Origin of the sequence: Streptomyces spororaveus (assembly GCF_016755875.1) — a bacterium.
Taxonomy (GTDB): domain Bacteria; phylum Actinomycetota; class Actinomycetes; order Streptomycetales; family Streptomycetaceae; genus Streptomyces; species Streptomyces spororaveus.
Genome location: NZ_BNED01000005.1, coordinates 7,937,461 through 7,955,404, shown reverse-complemented (window position 1 = coordinate 7,955,404; position 17,944 = coordinate 7,937,461). Strand labels below are relative to the sequence as shown.

Below are 17,944 nucleotides of genomic sequence, written 5' to 3'. Positions count from 1 at the left end.
CCCTCAGGGCGCAAGATCGCGGCGCTGCAGCACCAGATGAGCGAAAACCAGCCCCAGCACCCCGGCACCGACCAGAATGCCGAGCTGGGGCCAGAGCACCCCGCCTTGGGCCAAGGCGTCTCCCGGCGTGTAGTAGTGGAACGGGCTGAGGAACCTCAGAGGGGCTGCCGGGGACCATGCCAGCGCAATGAAGTTGACGGCGAATCCCACAGCCCCGATCGCGATCGTCGCGCCGATCACCTGGGCCCGCCGTCGTCCGACGGCCGATACGGCCATCACCGGCCCGATCAGACACAGGGCGAATCCCCACCCCATGAGGCCGGCAGCAAACACTCCGCCGATCGGCACTTGCCTGTGGATGTCCGGTGACAGCGCCACCCCCACCGCTACGGCGAGGGTTGCTGCGGCGTTCAGGGCGAGCGCCGCGAGCACCAGTGCTGCGGTCCGCTCGGTCAGCAATCGGGTACGGCTGACGGGACGCACCATCACCAGTTCCACCGTCCCGGACTCCACGTCCGCCGCCACGGCGGCGGCCGCGAGCGAACCGATCGCGGTGAGCTGCATGGCGATCCAGAACGGGTGGGTGAGGCCGGCCCCCAGCAGCCCGGGATGGCTGGCGATGGACACGTCGCCACTCGACCCGCTGAACGCCTGGTAGGCAGAGGGCGGGCCCTTGCCGCCCGCCGTGAAGAGTTGGCCAGGAGGGATCGCGTTGGCGACCACCACGATGAGCGCCTCGAAGACGACCATCCCGACGACCAGGGCGGCCAGCATTCTGCGCCGCCGGTACAACGCGAGCCACAACAGTGGCCATCGCCGCATCACGGCCGATCCTCCGTTTTGCCGGTCCGGTAGAGGTCCAGGAATGCCTCGTCGAGTCCGGCTTCCTCCACCGTCACGTCGGCCACCGGCAGGCCGAGCAGGTCGCGCAGCGCGCCCACCACCTCGCTCGGCGGCACGAGCAGCTCCACCCGGTCACCGTGCCAGCGCGGGGTCCACCGCTCCGCGCCTCCCAGGGACCGGGCCCCCTTCCCGTCCACGAAGGCCAGCCGGATCCTCCGGGCGCGGGCCTCGCGCAGGCCGGCCACGCTCTGGACGGTCACCAGCCGTCCGTCCCGGATGATCGCCACCCGCCCGCACGTGCGCTGCACCTCCGGCAGAATGTGGCTGGAGAGCAGGACGGTGCGCCCGGCGGCGGCCGCTTCCCGGAGCAAGGCGAAGAACGTCTCCTGTACCAAGGGGTCGAGCCCCTCGGTCGGTTCATCGAGTACGACCAGTCGCGGATCGTGCTGCATCGCCTGCACCAGGCCGAGCTTCTGCTTCATGCCGCGCGAGTAACCTCCTACAGGGCGGGTGAGAATCGCGTGCGTCAGCCCCAGCCGGTCGCACAACTCCCGGCGGCGGGGTACGGCGGCGCCTTGCAACGCGGACAGCAGGTCGAGGGTCTCCGCTCCGGAGAGTTCCGGGTAGAAGCGCAGTTCGCCCGGCAGGTACCCGAGATGCGGTGCCACCCGGCGGTGATCGGTCAACGGGTCCAGCCCGAGCACTCTGACACGTCCTTCGCTCGGCCGGAGAAGGCCGATGAGACAGCGCAGTGTGGTGGTCTTCCCCGCGCCGTTCGGCCCGAGGAAGCCGAACACTTCCCCGGATCGCACGGCCAGACTCAACCTGTCGACCCCCGTCACTTGCCCGTACCTCTTGGTCAGGCCGGTCAGCTCGATCGCCGGTCCGTCACTCATGCTTCCAGTTTCGTCTCTTGCCCGGGCGACCGCCTGATCGCTACCCGACCGCATCGTTCATCCAGCCGCTGTAGGGCATGAGCGACACCTCCCGCGGTGCGGCCCCGATCCTGACCATGTCGCCGTAGGCAAAGCGCTTGAGCTGAGCGGCAAGATCCTCCAGTGCGCGGGCTGCCGCGAGTTCGTCGCCGATCTCGGGCACGTCCTCGTCCACGGGGTTGCAGTGGGCGGTGCCATGCCCCGTGAGCCGGGTGGTTCCGGTGTCGAGCTCGACGCGGACCTTGGTGGTGCGGCCCTCCTCGAACAGGTAGACGCGCGTCTTCCATTCGATCGTGTGCGACATGATGCCCTCCGTACGATCAAGGTCGGTGGCGGTGCCGGGCCCAGAAGCGGAACTCGTCCATTCCCCGAACCAGCGGTGGGTCGGGAAAGGCATCTGGTCTGAGCTGCCGACCTGCGGCGATCTCAGTCATCGTCGGCTCCCTGTTCGGGTCGCAGACGACCGGACCACCGGGGCTCGACGCTCTCCCATTCGCTTTCCCATGCTTGTCCGCTGCGTGCGTCGACGATCCGCAGACGTGCGTAGACCATGGCGCCCACTGCGAGCGCGATTCCGGCCGAGGCGCCGGCGCCGAGACTGATGGCGTTCAGAGCGATGTGGGCCGTGCCGGGTGGGGCGGTGGTCGCATTGCCCTGGTCGTCGACCCAGAGGCGGACGGTTTCCCCGTTTCGGGTCGCTGCCGGGACTGGCACGGTTTCCGTGTGGACGCGGTGCGAGGTATCACGCCAGGTTGCGGGAGCCACCGGGACAGGGCGGGTGCTCGGTCCCGACCCAGCTCGGTAGGTGGTTTCGCCGACGGTCACCGCCGTGACGGAATGCCGGTGGCGTGCAGTCTCTGCCGCGGTGCGGCGGGTGTCCGTCCAGGCCCTTTCTCCGACCACGGCACCGCAGATCACGGCCAACAGGCAGGCCAGCATGAAGGTGGCTCGCAGCCGGGCCCGGGTACGGTCGGCACCGCGCTTGAGCGGGTTTTTCTTCTCCACCTCGAGCCTGCGGTGGTACATAGCGCTCCTCCGTGCTGCCTCCGGGCCGGACTCCTGCTCAGGCGGCAAGCTCGGCACTGATGTGGTGGGCCCAGGTCTGGATCCGCTCGGGGTTACGGAAGTCGCCGCCCTTGCCCTGGCGGGTCAGTGCCTTCGCGAGGAACCCGGGGGTCCGGGCCGTGATGCTGCCGCCGAAGGTCATGTGCTCGCGCGCCCCGATGAGCTGCATCTGCCGGGCGACAGCCGCGACCGGAGGGATCTCCTGCTCCTCGGCGGAACGGTCGAGGGGACCGCTGCTGAACAGCCACACCGGCCGGTGCCTGAGGGAGTCGGCGTTGCGTTCCGCGCAGTGCTTGGCCTTGCTGCTCCAGTGCCCGGCGTAGAGGGAACCTCCGAGAACGACGGCGTCGTAGGCGCGGACGTCCCGGACATCGTCTGCGGGCAACACTGTGGCTTCCAGTCCATCCTCGCGGAGGGTCTTGCCGATCTGCTCGGCGATACCTGCAGTGGCACCGTGTTTGGTGCCGTAAGCGACCAGAACGCGCTTGGGACTCATGACGGGTACTCCTCGGCTGCGTGATGAGGGTCTGCTGTCACTGTCACGCAACCTTCGGCGATACCGCATGGGCCGGACGGATCCCGGCTGGGGCCATTCGGTCCACCCCGTAACGCTCTCTTCGGGGCCGGCCGCGTGCTGTTGGCGGCCGAGATGCCGGCCGACTCCCCGGTCACCAACCGCGGGACGATCACGGACACAAGGTGCCGAAGTTCCGGATCCTCTTCGTCAGTCCGGCGGGAAACCTCACGCTCACCCGCACGACGATCAGTGGTGGCCACGCCACGGACCGCCCCGCCCCCCGCGGGGACGGTACCGGGGTGCACCGACTGACGGTCCGCACGCGGAGCGCGAGAGGGAGCTACTCGGCGGGTGCGTCCGGCCGAATGATCGTGACCGGGCAGGGGGCATGGAGTGCCACCTGCTGGCTGACCGAACCGAGCAGGGCCCGGCGGAAGCCGCCGTGGCCGCGGCTGCCCACGACCAGCATGTCGGCACCCTCTGCCTGGTCCACCAGGACCTCGGCGGGGTTGCCCCGTACCAGGCGCTCGTGGACCTGGCCTGCGCCGCCCTCTCCGAGGACCGTGCGGACCTCCTCCACCAGGCGCCGCTCGGCCTCCTCCTCGTCGAAGTCGGTGTCGACCGCAGGAGCCGACCACGTTCCGGCACCGGGCAGGTCCCAGGCCGTCACTGCTTCCACTTTCCCGCCCACCAGGCCTGCGTACCGGACCGCCCAGCGCAGCGCGGCCTGGGAGGAAGCCGATCCGTCGACCCCCACGACGACCCGCGGAATCTCAAGCTGCTCGTCCATCCCGGCTCACCCTTTCCATGCTGTACAACCACAGTGCGCGAGGCGGGTGCACCCCGCCATGCGACACAGCCGTGGCCGCGACCGCTGCCCGATCCGGCGGATGCCGGCGGGCTCTGTCTACTGCTTGGGCAGGCTGAACCACCTCTCCTGACCTGCTGAAACGCTCGCTCGCCTGTTTCCTGGAAGCACGAGGGGCACGGGGCCCAGCGGGGACGGCGGAACCCTGACGCCGATCCGGCCGGGCCGGAAGCTGATGCGGACGTCCCGGTGTCCGAGGTAGCACACCGAGAACGAGGAGGCGGGTACCTCGGAGAGCGGTACCGGGTCGATGTGCAGTCCGTCCGTGGCCGGGTCGAGGCCGACGATGCCGCGCTCGACGAGGTCGAGCGTGCCGCCCATGGCGCCGAGGTGGATGCCCTCGCCGGTGGTGCCTCCCTGGACGTCGGTGATGTCGCTGAGCAGGGCTTCCTGGCAGTAGCGCCACGCGCCCCCGCCCTGCTGCCGGGCGAGGATCCAGCCGTGGACGAGGCTGCTGAGCGTCGAGCCGTGGCAGGTGCGCCGGAGGTAGTAAGCCACCGTCCGCCGCCAGATCTCGTCGTCCAAGCGGTAGCCGAGGCGGGAGAACAGGCGGGCGAGTTCCACGGGCCGGAAGAGGTAGCCGAGCATGAGGGTGTCCGCCTGCTTGGACGCCTGGTAGCGGTTGGGCGTGTCGCCTTCCGCCTCGAGGATCCGGTCAAGGCGGCGAATGTCGTGGTAGCGGGAGCGGTAGGCGTCCCAGTCGAGCTCGGCGAGGTCGCCGTAGCCGTGGAACTGGCTGATCACGTCGCGGTGGAACGGCACGAACAAGCGGCGCGAGACGTCTTCCCAATCGCGGAGGTCGTCGGGGCCGACGGCCAGTCGCGTGCGGAGCTCGGCGCGTCTGGCCGCGGGCAGTGTTCCGTACAGGTCCAGGGCGCGGGCGAGCACCCACGCTGCCGTGACGTTGGTGTACGCGTTGTCGTCGATGCCCGGCGCAGGGGCATCCGGGTAGGCGTCGTGGTATTCGTCGGGGCCGACGACGCCGCGGATGCGGTACCGGCCGAGGCCGGTGTCCCAGCTCGCGGCGCCGGCCCAGAAGCGGGCGATGTGCAAGAGGAGTTCGGCGCCGGGACCGTGCATGAAACCGGTGTCGCCGGTGGCCTCCCCGTACCGCCACACGTTCCAGGCGATGGCGGAGCCCACGTGGTGCTGGAGGTGGGAGTGGTCGGGCAGCCAGCGGCCGGAGTGCGGGTTGAGGTGCAGGCGCTGCGTCTCCTCGGCTCCGGAACTGCCGCTCTGCCACGGGAACATCGCCCCGTGCGCCCCGGCCCGGCGAGCGGCCGCCCGGGCTGCGGGGAGGCGTCGGTGCCGGTACGTCAACAGGGCGCGGGCGGTTTCGGGGAAGTGCAGTGCGAGGTAGGGCAGGACGAAGACTTCGTCCCAGAAGACGTGGCCCCGGTAGGCCTCGCCGTGCAGGCCCCGGGCCGGGGCGCCGGCGTCGAGTTCCACGGTGTGCGGCGAGAGGGTCTGCAGGACGTGGAAGGCGTGGAGGCGCAGGACCCGACCGGTCTCTCCCGGTGCTTCCACCTCTCCCTCGTTCCAGAGTCGTTGCCACGACGCCCGGTGGGAGGCCAACAGGGTGGGGAAGTCCGCGGCGTGTCCCGCGTGCTCGACGCTGTTCCTCACGGGGTCGTCCCAGGGACGGTCGAGCGACGTGCACAGGGCCGCGGTCTTCACGACCACCACGGGCTTCGCGCGCCTGATCGGCAGCACGTACGTCTGCCGGGCCGTGGTGGCCGTACAGGCCCTCCCGGCGGGGGCCGCCGGCCGTGCCCAGGTGCGTACGGCGAGCCCGATCCGCAACCGTGAGGTGGCGGTGGTGCAGGCCAGCCAGGCGGTGCCTTCCGCCTCCACTCCGGCCCGGTGCTCGACGAGGTGCTGCCCCGCCAGCGCGCGGTAGCGGTCCACGCCCGCATTGGCGACGTCCCCGTCGAGCACGGACTCGATCTCGATCCTGCCGTGCCAGCCGTATGCGCTGAAGGCGGTGCGCTGTGCGGCGAGGTACGGATCACCGATGTGGACGAGGCGGGTGTGGGTGACGGCCAGGCGGCGACCTTCGGCATCGTGGAAGAGCATGCGGCGGGTGAGCGTTCCCGCCTGCAGGTCCAACGTGACGCGACAGTGGCGCAGGGTGGGGTGGTCCAGGGTGAGCCAGTCGCCGGGCGGTGCGTCGTCGGGCAGGCAGCGGTAGCGCAGGCCGGTCCAGTCAGGCAGTCGGACCATGTCCTCGTTGGAGATCTTGCGCCCGGCGACGGTGGAGGTGAGCCGGTCATAGCAGCCGGCCAGGTACGTGCCCGGGTAGTGGATGTCGTCGGCGACGCTCTCGGGGGCTGATCCCCGGGTGGCGAAGCGGCCGTTGCCGAGGGTGCACAGGGACTCGACCAGCCGCTCGGTCTTGGGATCGTAGCGGTGGTACTCCCAGCACCACGGGGCGTTCACGGGCGGCCGTCTTCGAGGGCGGCGGGCAGTCCGGTCAGGCCGGGGAGCACGAGGTGGGCACCGTGCGCGAGCAGCGCCTCGTCCGTGTGTGCGTCGTCATCCCGGTCGAGTCCCACGACCAGGTGGAAACGCCCCCGGTGCCCGGCTTCCACGCCGACGAGGGCGTCTTCCACCACGGCGGCCCGCGCCGGATCCGTGCCGAGGCGGGCTGCGGCTTCGAGGAAGAGGGCGGGGTCGGGTTTTCCCGGCAGGGCCAGTGCGGCGGCGTCCTGACCGTCCACCACGGCGTCGAAGAGGCCGTCGAGTCGTGTGACCTCCAGGAGGAGGCGGGCGTGCCGGGAGGCCGAGACGGCCGCACACCTGACGCCCGTCTCCCGTAGCCGCCGGAGCGTGGGGCGGACGTCGTCGAAGACGTCGACACCGCGGGTCCGGAGCGCCTCGGAGAAGATCTGCTCCTTGCGGGCCGCGACCGCGTGGACGGTGGCGCACCCCGGCGGGTCCCGCGGCGTGCCGGGAGGCAGGTCGATGTGGCGTGAGGCGAGGAACGCGCGTACGCCGTCGAGGCGGGACCTGCCGTCGACCAGGTCCCGGTACTCGCGGACGGCGTCGAACGCCCGAGGTGGTTCGCCGGAAGGGGAAGGCCGCCATTGCGTGAGGCAGCCGTCGAAGGCCGTCTTCCACGCGGCCGCGTGGCGGACCGCCGTCGCGAGAAGCACCCCGTCGGTGTCGAAGACGACCGCGTCCACTTCGCTCATGACTCGTGCACCACGCGACGGCCGGTCAGCCGGACGGAGGTGAGCTTCATCCAGTGGGTGCGCGGTCCGCCCGCCCAGGGCTGGGAGCGGGCCGTAGCCGTCAGGTGCTGGATCTCTCCGGCCTCCGTGACGGCTTCCAGTTCGCCCACGGCCAGGACGCTCCAGCCGCCTGCGGTGACGTCGTCGATGTTGTCGATCTCGAAGGCGACCTGTGTGCCCGCCGCTCTGGCCGCGAGGGCGTCCACCGCCGTGCGGAACGCGATGTCGGGGCCCGCGATCAGATAGTTGACCGGGAGGACAGCCGGGCCTTCAGAGGTGAAGACGGCGATGCGCCCCACTCCGTGGGTGCCCAGCAGCATGCGGCACTCGTCCTCCTCCAGCGGGACCAGCGCGGTGTCGCGGCGGGCGGTGGAACGCCCGTGGACTCGGCCGGCGCTCGCACCGGTCAGGTCGTCGACCCTGACACCGAGCACGTCGGCGACGCGGAGGAGCGTGCCGACCTCCGGTGCGGCCGCGTACTCCTCCAGGTAGGTGATGTAGTGGACGTCGGCTCCGCATTTCCGGCCCAGTTCTTCGCGGCTGAGACCGAGGGCGGTGCGGCGCGCTGCGATGCGGCGGCCGAGGTCGGTGCGTCCGGCCGTCTCGCCGGCCGGCTGGGGGCGGGTGCTCGGCGTGCTCTTCACGGCACTCACCGCTCCTGGGGCGGTACGGCGACCGTGTCGTGCTGCGGTCCGCCGAGCACGACTTTGAGGGCGCCGGTTTCGCCGGCGTGGGAGAAGACGTCGTACGCCTCTTCCATCTGGTCGAGCTCGAAGCGGTGGGTGACCATCTCGGCCCCGGGGAGGCGGCCTGCGGCCATCATGCGCAGCAGCATGGGGGTGGAGTGGGTGTCGACGAGGCCGGTGGTGATGGTGACGTCCTTGATCCAGAGGTCTTCGAGGTGCAGGGTGGCGGGCTTTCCGTGGACGCCTATGTTGGCGACGCGTCCGCCGGGGCGGACCATGCGGGTGCACATCTCGAACGCCTCGGGTACGCCGACGGCCTCGATGACCACGTCGGCGCCGAGCCCCTCGGTCAGGTCCTCCACCAGACGCTCGGGCTCCTCCTCCGCGTTCGCGGTCGCGTCGGCACCGAGGTCCCGCGCGGCGCTGAGCCGGGATGCGGCGAGGTCGACGGCGATGATCCGTCCGGGGCTGTAGAGCCCTGCGGTGGCGATGGCGGCCAGGCCGATGGGTCCGGCACCGACGACGACGACCGTGTCGCCGGGGCGCACGTTCCCGTTGAGTACGCCCACCTCGTAGGAGGTCGGGAAGATGTCGGCGAGCAGTACGGCATCGTGGCTGCTCACGGCGCTCGGAAGGGGGTGGACGGAGAGGTCGGCGAACGGAACGCGTACGTATTCGGCCTGGGTCCCGTCGATGGTGTGGCCCAGGACCCAGCCGCCGCCCCCGCGGCACTGGCCGTAGTGGCCCTCTCGGCAGAAGCGGCAGCGGCCGCAGGAGGAGATGCACGAGATCAGCACGCGATCGCCGGGACGCACGTTGCGCACGTCTCCGCCGGTTTCGACGACGGTTCCGACGGCCTCGTGGCCGAGGATCCGGCCGGGTGTCACTTCGGGTACGTCGCCCTTGACGATGTGCAGGTCGGTGCCGCAGATGGTGACGGCGTCGACCCTGACGATCGCGTCGGCAGCGTCCTTGATCGCGGGGTCCGGGGCGTCCTGCCAGGAGGTCTGCCCGGGGCCTTGGAAGACGAGTGCCTTCATGACTGCGGCCTCTCTGTGCTGCGCGGGAAGGGGTCACCGCCAGGCTGTGCCCACAGACCTCGGTCCCGCATGGGCCGGTCGGCCCCTCCCAGGGGACCAGTGGGGTCTCTCTGTCGTGTCGGGGTGGGTGGATGCGCTGGTGACTCCGGCACTCGTCCGCGAAAGGAGGGCCGCTGTCATGTCCCGGTCGACCCCGCCTCCCGCCTCCCGTCCTGCGCTGCTGAGGTTCCTCGGCGGTGTCCGGACGGTCACCGGCAGCAAGTTCCTGATCGAGAGCGACCACACCCGGATCCTCGTCGACTGCGGACTCTTCCAGGGTGTCGCGGACCTGCGACGCCGCAACTGGGACAAGCTGCCCTGCGACGCCTCCGACATCCACGCCGTCGTCGTCACACACGCCCACCTGGACCACTGCGGATACCTGCCCCGCCTGGTGCGACACGGATTCCGCGGACCGATCCTCACCAGCGCCACCACCGCCCGCCTCGCCGAGATCGTCCTCCGCGACAGCGCCCGCCTCCAGATGGAGGCCGCCGAGCACGCCAGCCAGCACGGCTGGTCCAAGCACCGGCCCGCCAAACCGCTCTACGACGATGACGACGTCGACCGCACGATCGAGTACTTCGACCCGGTACCGGTGGGCAGAGAGATCGAGATCATGGCCGGCACGAAGCTGACGCTGCACCACGGCGGTCACATCCTCGGCTCCGCCTGGGCGCACCTGACCCTGGAGGACGGCCACCCCCTCGCCGTCAGCGGCGACCTCTGCCTCCCCGGCCACCCGCTGCTCCTGCCGCCCGAGCCGTTCTCCGGCGCCGACGTCCTGCTGATGGAGTCGACGTACGGCAACCGTCGCCACGACCACGAGAGCGCACGGCACGCATTCGCCTCGGTGATCACCCGCGCACTCTCCCGGGGCGGAACCGTGGTCATCCCCGCCTTCGCGATCGACCGCACCGAGGTCGTCCTGCACGAACTCGCCGCTCTGCGCAGCGACGGCACCCTGCCCCGCCACGTTCCGGTCTACGTCGACAGCCCCATGGCCCTGGCCGCACTGGACGTCTACCGCGACGCCCTGCGCGGTCGCTCCCCCGAGATCCGGCCGGAGATCCTCTCCCACGGAGAGGAATCCATCAGCCCCGAGCCCTTCCTGGCCGCCCGCACCGTGCAGGAATCCATCGACATCAACAACGCCAGCGGGCCGGCGATCATCGTCTCGTCCGCAGGCATGGCCACCGGCGGCCGCGTCCTGCACCACCTCCACCGGATCCTGCCCGACCCGCGCAACGCCGTGGTCATCGTCGGCTTCGCCGCCGAGGGCACCCGCGCCCGCGACCTGGCCGACGGCGCCCGCACGCTCAAGATGTTCGGCGAGTACCACGCCGACGCCGACGCCGACGCCGACCAGATCATCGACTGGCTGCGCGCCGCCCCACCCCCGCACGCCACCTACCTCGTCCACGGCGAGGAGACCGCGGCCGAGGCCCTTCGGGACCGCATCGACCACGAGCTGGGATGGACCGCCGTCGTACCCAAATCCGGCGAGGCCGTCCTGGTCCGCTGACCCGGGCCGTATGGCCCTGCGGCCTGACCCGTGCGGCCCTCGCGGTGCCGTACCCGGCAAGGCAGGGTGGGAACGAAGGAGCCGTGAGCGCCGTCATCTTCCATCGGCTCGGCACCGCCCGTACCCGCCTCCTCGATCTTTTCGCCCCCTTCGGCAGCGGCGCCCCGCTCGCCTCCGCACGCTGAGGACTCGCCATGACCTCCACCCCGTACACCGTCGCCGACGTGATGACCAGCAAAGTCATCGCGGTCACCCCCTCGACCGGCTTCAAGGACATCGCCGCCGCGATGGAGCGGTGGAAGGTCACCGCCCTCCCCGTTGTCGAAGGCGAGGGCCGCGTCGTCGGCGTGGTCTCCGAGGCCGACCTTCTGGCCAAGGAGGAGTTCCACGAGCGCAACCCCGGCCTGATCGAACAGATGCGCCGCCTCGGCGACACCGCCAAGGCCGGCTCCACGCGGGCCGAGGAGCTGATGACGACACCCGCGGTCACGATCCGCCCCGACGCCACCCTGCCCCGGGCCGCCCGCCTGATGGCGCACCGCCACATCAAGCGACTCCCGGTGGTCGACGCCGACGGCACACTCCAGGGCATCGTCAGCCGCACCGACCTCCTCAAGGTCTTCCTCCGCAGCGACGAGGAGCTGGCCGCCGAGATCCGCCACGACGTCGTCGAGCGCCTCTTCCCCCTCTCCCACGAAGCGGTGGGAGTCACCGTCTCCCAGGGCATCGCCGCCCTGACCGGCGAGGTCTGTGACCGCGACGTGATCCCGATGGCCGAACACCTCACCCGGTCGGTCGAAGGAATCGTCGATGTCCGCTGTCGGCTCCAAGCGCCGGCCGCTGCGTAGGTGCGCAGGCACAGCCCTGTTCTCGTCCGCGGTGTCCGCAGGCGTCAGGTCGGCCGCCACGTTCAATGGCATGTCGGTCGGAGCGCCGACCGCCAACGAGCGCTAGGAAATGACCATGAGACATCGAGAAGTACGCGAACTGATGACCCGGAAGGCCATCACCGTCCCCCCGAATGCGGCCTTCAAGGACATCGTCCGAACGCTGACCGAGCGGCAGGTATCAGCAGTCCCGGTCGTCGACGCCGCCGGACGGCCCCTGGGCGTCATCTCGGAGAGGGACCTGCTGGCGAAGTCCGCGGATCAGGGCGAGTACTTCCGGTCGCTTCCCGCGCGCGAGTCCTGGGAGCAGGACGAAGCGGAGGCTTTGCGGGCCGAAGAACTGATGTCGGCTCCTGCCGTGTGTGCGAAGCCCGACTGGACTGTGGCAGAAGCCGCCAGGCTGATGGAAGCACATCGCGGCGGCCCACTGGGCCGCCCGTGAGGCATACCTCCGCAAGGTGCCGTTGCACCTCGTCCACGCCGAGGAGTGGACGACGCCCCACGAGATCCCGAACGCCGTCGCTGACGTGCGGCGCCGTTGGGCGGATGCGCACTGCGGGTGGCCATCATCCGAGGCTCCCGGATCGTGTGGGCGAGACGGAAGACGAGGGCGGAGGAAGGGAGAGACCAGGGTGATCGGTCGACGACCACACCGTTACGCCACGGTCCCCGTCGATGCGGAACGACGGTGCGGCTTTCTGTGTCCCCGGCTGCCGGATCCACCGCTCAGCCGGCCCCGACTTCGGACTGATCGCCCACGCCGTACTGCACCACGCCGCCGCGCGGGCTGCCCGAACGGACCGTTCGTGTTCGTGACGACGGTCGAGAATGACGTCACCTGCCTGATCGGCAAGAACGAACCGGGCAAGACAACGGTCCTGAAGGCTCTGCAGCGCCCGAACCCGGCGAACGGATCGGATCGCTTCGACTTGACGGTCGACTAGAGCCTGTCCGGCGGATCATGTGACTACTAGGCTGCGACGATGGAACGCTTACCCAACCGGCCAGAAGTTCTCGCCCAGCCCGCAGTCCCGGTCCTGGCGAATGACTACGACAGTTTTGCTGAGGCGTACTCGGCAGAGAACGAGAACAGTCTGGTGAACGCGTACTACGAGCGGCCCGCGATGCTGGCCCTCGCCGGAGACGTGGCTGGCCGTCAGGTCCTGGACGCGGGTTGCGGCTCGGGCCCGCTGTCCGCCGCGCTACGCGACCGCGGCGCGGTCGTCACCGGCATCGACGCCAGCGCCGGGATGCTGGCGTTGGCGAGACGGCGGCTGGGCAATGACGTCGCCCTGCGCGCGGTCGACCTGAACGGCCCTCTGCCGTTCGACGATGATGCGTTCGACGACGTGGTTGCGTCGCTGGTGCTGCACTACCTTGAGGACTGGGGGCCGACACTGGCCGAGTTGCGGCGAGTGATCAGGCCCGGCGGCCGACTGATCGCGTCGGTGGACCACCCTTTCGTGGCCTACACGATCAAGGATCCCCGGCCCGACTACTTCGCGACCACCAGCTATACCTTCGACTGGACCTTCAGCGGGCAGTCCGCCCCGATGAGGTTCTGGCGCAAGCCACTGCACGCGATGACCGAGGCCTTCACCACCGCCGGCTTCCGCCTCTCCGTCATCAGCGAGCCGCAACCCGACCCAGCCGCCCGTGAGCTGTTCCCCGATGACTTCCACGCCCTCTCGGCCAAACCCTGCTTCCTCTTCTTCATCCTTGAGGTACCACCCTTGGCTGCGAGCTCGGGCGAGTAGCCATTCGGCGGATCACGGGCGGGGCCAGAGGCGGATCGAGGCGGCGACGACGGTGCCCTGGAATACGTAGACGCGTTTGTCGTAGCGGGTGGCGACGGCCCGGTGGTGTTTGAGCCGGTTGATGGTCCGTTCGACTTCGTTGCGGCGCTTGTAGAGCTCGCTGTCGAAGCCGGTGGGCCGGCCGCCCTTGCTCCCGCGGCGTTTGCGGTTGGCCCGCTGGTCCTTCGGTTCGGGGATCGTGTGCTTGATCTGGCGTCACCGCAGGTAACTGCGGTTGCGGCGTGAGCTGTATGCCTTGTCGCCGCTGACGTGGTCCGGCCTGGTGCGGGGGCGTCCGCCCCCTGGTCGGGCGACAAAGATCCGGGCGAGCACTTCGGTGAACTGGGGTGCATCGCCCCACTGGCCCGGGGGACCAGCAGGGCGAGCGGGCGGCAGCCGCCCTCGCCGGCGAGGTGGATCTTGCAGGTCAGGCCGCCCCGGGACCGGCCGAGTCCCTCGTCGGGGCGGTGGTTTCGAGGCGTCGTTCTTTTTTCGGGACCCTCGGGGTGGTCTTGCGGGCCCCGGCCGCGTGCTGGTGGGCCCGGCACATTGTCGAGTCGACGCCCACCATGCTCCAGTCGAGTCGGCCCGCCAGGTCGGTATCGGCCTGAACCGCCCGGAGAATCCGATCCCAAGTACCGTCGGCTGACCAGCGCCGGTGACGTTCGTAGACGGTCTTCCAGCTGCCGAATCGCTCGGGAAGATCCCGCCACGGGATCCCGGTCCGCACCCGGAAGAGGATCCCGTTGACCATCTGCCTGTGGTCACTCCAGCGTCCGCCGCGCAGTCCGACGGCAGGCAGGTGTGGTTCAAGCCGCACCCACTCCGCATTCGTCAGATCACCCCGCCCCATGACCGACCTAACGACCGGACAAGCCGACAGTCGCAAGATCCGTCGGACAGAACCTAGCCCGCCCGCAGCCTGGCCCGGGGGTCGCAGGCAGGAGAAGCCCGACGACTTCACGCCCATTGAGGTCGTGTTCCTCCTGGAGGACGAGGACAGCGCGGAACTGTCAGCCGAGCTCGCCATACCGATCCCTGCAAGCACCCGGACAGCCGCACGTATGGAGGCGAACTCATACTTGAGGCTCGATGCGACTTCGAAGGTGCGGTTCGGACTGCGGCCGATGATGCCGGCGTCGGCAGCGGACGAGCCCCTCAACCCGTCTCATCCCCTCCGCGCTGCGATCAGTGCGACTCACTGCGCGAGCTCCCGCGGGTCCAGCGGCATTCTCCAGAAGTTGCGGCGGTGCACCGCGTCGAGCTCGGCCTGGAGCGGGGATGGGGGAACCACCAGGACGGGGCAGGCGGCGTGCGCGAAGCAGTGGCGGGCCACGGAGGGCCGGACGAGGCGGCGCAGCGGCGCGCGGGATCCCGTGCCTACCACGAGGAGGTCTTCCGGATCGCGTGCGACGTCCACGAGGGCCGCGCCCGGGGTCCCCCGTACCGTGAAACCCTCTAGGGTGACACCGGGCTTCACGGCACCGAAGGCCGTCTCGAGGACCTCGCGGAGTCTTTCGACGGCTGCGCCACGGCACTGGGCGAGGGCATGGGGCCCGAGGCCGTTGCGGCTTCCGAGTTCGCCGCCCGGTGGCTGCCAGGCCAGGACGGCCCACAGGTCCGCACCACGTACGCGCGCTTCCGCGGCCGCCCGGTGCAACGCGGCCAGATTGCCCGCCGTTCCCGTCACACCGACCACGACTCTCCGCATGGCCTCTTCCCTCTCGTCTCGTCCGACGGTCCCCATGAAAGGGCCTCGTCGGACGATGAGGTGCGATTGCTGACGGGCTCCTAGCGCGGAGATCCCTGACCATGACGGGTTTCTGATGCCGCAACCCTTCGGCGTCAGTGATCCGTCAGGACTTGGCCCGGCCCCGTATGGGTCTCGTTACGGGGTGGCCATGGGTGCGGGGAGGCGGAGATGGCGTCGGACCCGGGCCCCGGACTGCCTCCCCGCACCCGGGGCGACACCTACCACTCGTGGTTCCTCAGGGAGGGTCCCAGGTGTTGTTCCGGTACGACGACGATCCCCAACCGGAAGAACAGATCCCGGCCGGACCTCTGTACGTGCCGGTCCGGCCGGGAGGAGCGGAGGTCGTGGTGCGCCTGCTCCGCACCGGGCTGGAGATCCCCGAAGTCCTCCGTTGTTCGCCACTGCCAGGTTCGACGGCCGGGAGCGGTGCCGGCGAGCCGTCGGGGGTCCGGCCAGTTACGTACCGAAGTCCACGACCGGGCCACCCGCGGCTTCGGTGCCGGGCCACGGACGACCGGCGCGTCCGCCACGATGCCTGGAACCGTGCGCACATCACCGGCACGCCGCGCCCGCGAACCGGCACCGGCCGTGCTGAGCGCACATCTGGCGGCCGCCACCCTCTGTCAACGACGTGGGGTGGGCAACGGCAGGGCAAACCAAACGGCCTTGCCCTCCGCTGTCGGGAGGGTGCCCCAGGAGCTGGCCATGGAGTCCACGAGGAGCAGGCCTCGGCCCGATTCCGCGTCCGGCGCGGCGAAGCGGGCCTGGGGAAGCACCGGGCTCCCGTCGCAGACCTCGACCCCCAGCTCCCGTCCGGCCTGCCGCAGCCGGAGCCGGAGAGGGCCGCGGCCGTGGCGCACCGCGTTGGAGAGGAGTTCGGAGACCAGCAGACAAGCCGTCTCTCGCAGCTGTTCGTCGTCCTTGCCCCACGCGGCCAGCGTGGAGCGCAGGAACCGACGGCCTTCACCCACGCTGCTCGGATCCGCGTCCAGGACCACGGTCCGCGAAGTGGCCGGGATCTCCGGGATGCGCACGAGCAGGAGAGTGACGTCGTCCGGGTTGTCGTCGATGTCCGGCAGGAGCTCGCCCAGCAGCCTGTCGGCTGCGGCTTCCAGGGATCCGGTCGACGCGAGACCCTTCTCGAGCACGGTGGCGAGTTCGTCGACCTGCCCTTCGATGTCGCTTCCCGGTGTCTCCACCAGCCCGTCCGTGTACATCGCGAGCACGGAGCCGGGCGCGACTCTGTGCCGGCTCTCGTGGTGGGGTACCTCGCCGACCCCGAGCGGAACGCTCACGTCCGCCGGGAGCCGGGTCACCTCGCCCCCGGGACCGGCCAACAGGACGGGCAGGTGTCCGGCCGAACAGACGGTGACCTCAGCCGCGTCGGCGTCGACGACGAGGTAGCAGCAGGTGACGAACTGGTCCGGGAGTTCACTCACCACGGCGTCGAGGGCGCGCATCAGCTGCCAGGGCGGCATCCCGGTCTTGGCCAGGGCGTGGGAGGCGGATCGCAGCTGCCCCATGACAGCGGCGGCATCCAGGCCGCGTCCCATCACATCCCCGATCATGACGCCGACGCGACCACCGCCCAGGGGGATCAGGTCGAACCAGTCGCCACCCACCCCGGCACCCTGCCGGGCTGGGAAGTAGCGGCTGGCCGTCGACATCCCCGGCACGTCGGGCGGTGAGCCCATCAGGCTGCGCTGGAGAGTGAGGGCGACATGACGCTGCTGCTCGTAGAGCTGGGCGAGCGTCTCCTCGGCGGCCTTGCGTTCGGTGACGTCGCGAATGGCCGCGGAGACGAGGGTGCCGTCAGGGGTCTCCAGGGGGCTGAGACTGATCTCGACCGGGAACTCGCCCCCGTCCCTGCGCAGCCCGTGCAGTTCCAGGCCCGCACCCATCGGCCGGACCTGCCGGTTGACGAAATAACCCTGCCGGAAGTCGGCGTGGCGGCCGCGAAACCGGGGGGGTACGAGCACCTCGACGGCCCGCCCCAGCAGGTCCTCGCGGGCGTAGCCGAAGAGCGCCTCGGTCTGAGCGTTGACCAGCTGGATGGCGCCCCTCTCGTCGACGATCACCATGGCGTCGGGCGCCGACTCCAGCAGGGCCCGGAAGCGCGCATCGGCGGCCCTGCGCTCGCTGACGTCCCGTACGGCCGCGGAGATCAGCAGGCCTTCGGTTGTCTCCAGCGGGCTCAGGCTGATCTCCACGGGGAACTCGCGCCCGTCCCGGCGCAGCCCGTAGAGCTCCAGGCCCGCTCCCATCGGGCGCACCTGGCGGCTGGCCGCGTAGCCGATCCGATGGCCGGGGTGCTGGCCGCGGAAGCGCTCGGGCACCAGGACGTCGATGGAGTGTCCCAGGAGTTCCTCGCGGGGGTAGCCGAACAGGGCTTCGGTCTGTGCATTCACCAGACGGATCACCCCGGCGTCGTCCACGATGACCATCGCGTCCGGTGCCGCTTCCAGGAGAGCCCTGAAGGGCTCTTCGGTCGTCGCTGCCATGCTGCGCCTCGCACTCGCCGGATCCGGCAGAAGGGGACATCCGACCACGTGGCCGGAAACCGCACCCTGGATTGACCGGGATTCATCCACAATTGACCGGCTGTGAGCGTGCCGGCTTGCACCGGCGGGCCCTGCCCGAAACGCGTCCCACTACCGTTTTTGCTGCGGATGGTACGAGCCAGCACTGACATTCACACGGGCCCCGCCCGCGATGAGTCGCCCGCACGTTCCCTCCCGGGTCTCCGTGAGCGGCGTG

The 17,944-nt window shown here is 70.2% G+C and carries 17 protein-coding genes and 1 pseudogene; 5 read left to right on the top strand and 13 right to left on the bottom strand.

All coding sequences use genetic code 11. The features are described 5' to 3' along the window. Nucleotides 1–3 precede the first annotated feature (3 nt). From Sspor_RS38325 to Sspor_RS38280, 10 genes are all read right to left on the bottom strand, one after another. On the bottom strand, nucleotides 4–774 hold the full coding sequence (locus Sspor_RS38325; RefSeq protein WP_202203236.1) for an ABC transporter permease subunit: 771 nt from the start codon (nucleotides 772–774) through the stop codon (nucleotides 4–6). 47 nt (nucleotides 775–821) lie between these two features. Continuing rightward, nucleotides 822–1,739, bottom strand: coding sequence for an ABC transporter ATP-binding protein (locus Sspor_RS38320; protein WP_202203235.1), 918 nt, complete (start codon nucleotides 1,737–1,739; stop codon nucleotides 822–824). 40 nt (nucleotides 1,740–1,779) lie between these two features. Next, nucleotides 1,780–2,082 carry a DUF1876 domain-containing protein gene (locus Sspor_RS38315; protein ID WP_202203234.1) on the bottom strand — a complete coding sequence of 101 codons (303 nt, stop codon included), beginning with the start codon at nucleotides 2,080–2,082 and terminating at the stop codon, nucleotides 1,780–1,782. A gap of 122 nt (nucleotides 2,083–2,204) precedes the next feature. Further along, nucleotides 2,205–2,804, bottom strand: coding sequence for an Rv1733c family protein (locus Sspor_RS38310; protein ID WP_202203233.1), 600 nt, complete (start codon nucleotides 2,802–2,804; stop codon nucleotides 2,205–2,207). 37 nt (nucleotides 2,805–2,841) lie between these two features. Then, nucleotides 2,842–3,339: a flavodoxin domain-containing protein gene (locus tag Sspor_RS38305; protein ID WP_202203232.1), complete on the bottom strand. Its 498-nt coding sequence runs from the start codon at nucleotides 3,337–3,339 to the stop codon at nucleotides 2,842–2,844. Nucleotides 3,340–3,700: 361 nt separating this feature from the next. Then, nucleotides 3,701–4,150, bottom strand: coding sequence for a universal stress protein (locus tag Sspor_RS38300; RefSeq protein ID WP_202203231.1), 450 nt, complete (start codon nucleotides 4,148–4,150; stop codon nucleotides 3,701–3,703). 117 nt (nucleotides 4,151–4,267) lie between these two features. Further along, the gene (locus tag Sspor_RS38295; protein WP_202203230.1) at nucleotides 4,268–6,667 is read right to left on the bottom strand and encodes a glycoside hydrolase family 65 protein; all 2,400 of its coding nucleotides are present in this window, start codon (nucleotides 6,665–6,667) and stop codon (nucleotides 4,268–4,270) included. Next, nucleotides 6,664–7,422, bottom strand: coding sequence for an HAD family hydrolase (locus tag Sspor_RS38290; RefSeq protein ID WP_202203229.1), 759 nt, complete (start codon nucleotides 7,420–7,422; stop codon nucleotides 6,664–6,666). The genes Sspor_RS38295 and Sspor_RS38290 overlap by 4 nt, the downstream gene beginning before the upstream one ends. Beyond that, on the bottom strand, nucleotides 7,419–8,105 hold the full coding sequence (locus tag Sspor_RS38285) for a helix-turn-helix domain-containing protein (RefSeq protein ID WP_237404216.1): 687 nt from the start codon (nucleotides 8,103–8,105) through the stop codon (nucleotides 7,419–7,421). The genes Sspor_RS38290 and Sspor_RS38285 overlap by 4 nt, the downstream gene beginning before the upstream one ends. A gap of 5 nt (nucleotides 8,106–8,110) precedes the next feature. Further along, nucleotides 8,111–9,187: a zinc-dependent alcohol dehydrogenase family protein gene (locus Sspor_RS38280; protein WP_202203227.1), complete on the bottom strand. Its 1,077-nt coding sequence runs from the start codon at nucleotides 9,185–9,187 to the stop codon at nucleotides 8,111–8,113. Nucleotides 9,188–9,365: 178 nt separating this feature from the next. Between Sspor_RS38280 and Sspor_RS38275 the strand changes: the two genes are divergently transcribed. From Sspor_RS38275 to Sspor_RS38260, 5 genes are all read left to right on the top strand, one after another. Then, nucleotides 9,366–10,751 (top strand): MBL fold metallo-hydrolase RNA specificity domain-containing protein, encoded by a 1,386-nt coding sequence (locus Sspor_RS38275; RefSeq protein WP_202203226.1) that lies wholly within the window; start codon nucleotides 9,366–9,368, stop codon nucleotides 10,749–10,751. A 194-nt stretch (nucleotides 10,752–10,945) separates the two neighbouring features. Then, nucleotides 10,946–11,599, top strand: coding sequence for a CBS domain-containing protein (locus tag Sspor_RS38270; protein WP_202203225.1), 654 nt, complete (start codon nucleotides 10,946–10,948; stop codon nucleotides 11,597–11,599). A 115-nt stretch (nucleotides 11,600–11,714) separates the two neighbouring features. Next, complete coding sequence (locus tag Sspor_RS38265) at nucleotides 11,715–12,080, top strand: CBS domain-containing protein (RefSeq protein ID WP_202203224.1); 366 nt, start codon at nucleotides 11,715–11,717, stop codon at nucleotides 12,078–12,080. 370 nt (nucleotides 12,081–12,450) lie between these two features. After that, on the top strand, nucleotides 12,451–12,582 hold the full coding sequence (locus Sspor_RS40895) for an ATP-binding protein (RefSeq protein ID WP_237404215.1): 132 nt from the start codon (nucleotides 12,451–12,453) through the stop codon (nucleotides 12,580–12,582). A gap of 39 nt (nucleotides 12,583–12,621) precedes the next feature. Continuing rightward, nucleotides 12,622–13,395: a class I SAM-dependent DNA methyltransferase gene (locus tag Sspor_RS38260; RefSeq protein ID WP_202203223.1), complete on the top strand. Its 774-nt coding sequence runs from the start codon at nucleotides 12,622–12,624 to the stop codon at nucleotides 13,393–13,395. Nucleotides 13,396–13,407: 12 nt separating this feature from the next. On the opposite strand, the pseudogene Sspor_RS38255 reads toward Sspor_RS38260, so the two are convergent. The 3 genes and pseudogenes from Sspor_RS38255 to Sspor_RS38245 form a co-directional block, all read right to left on the bottom strand. Continuing rightward, nucleotides 13,408–14,287: pseudogene (locus Sspor_RS38255) on the bottom strand (IS5 family transposase). A gap of 345 nt (nucleotides 14,288–14,632) precedes the next feature. Continuing rightward, a complete protein-coding gene (locus Sspor_RS38250) occupies nucleotides 14,633–15,145 on the bottom strand; it encodes a universal stress protein (RefSeq protein ID WP_202203222.1) in 513 nt (170 codons plus the stop codon). A 665-nt stretch (nucleotides 15,146–15,810) separates the two neighbouring features. Further along, nucleotides 15,811–17,688 (bottom strand): PAS domain S-box protein, encoded by a 1,878-nt coding sequence (locus Sspor_RS38245; RefSeq protein WP_202203221.1) that lies wholly within the window; start codon nucleotides 17,686–17,688, stop codon nucleotides 15,811–15,813. Nucleotides 17,689–17,944 lie beyond the last annotated feature (256 nt).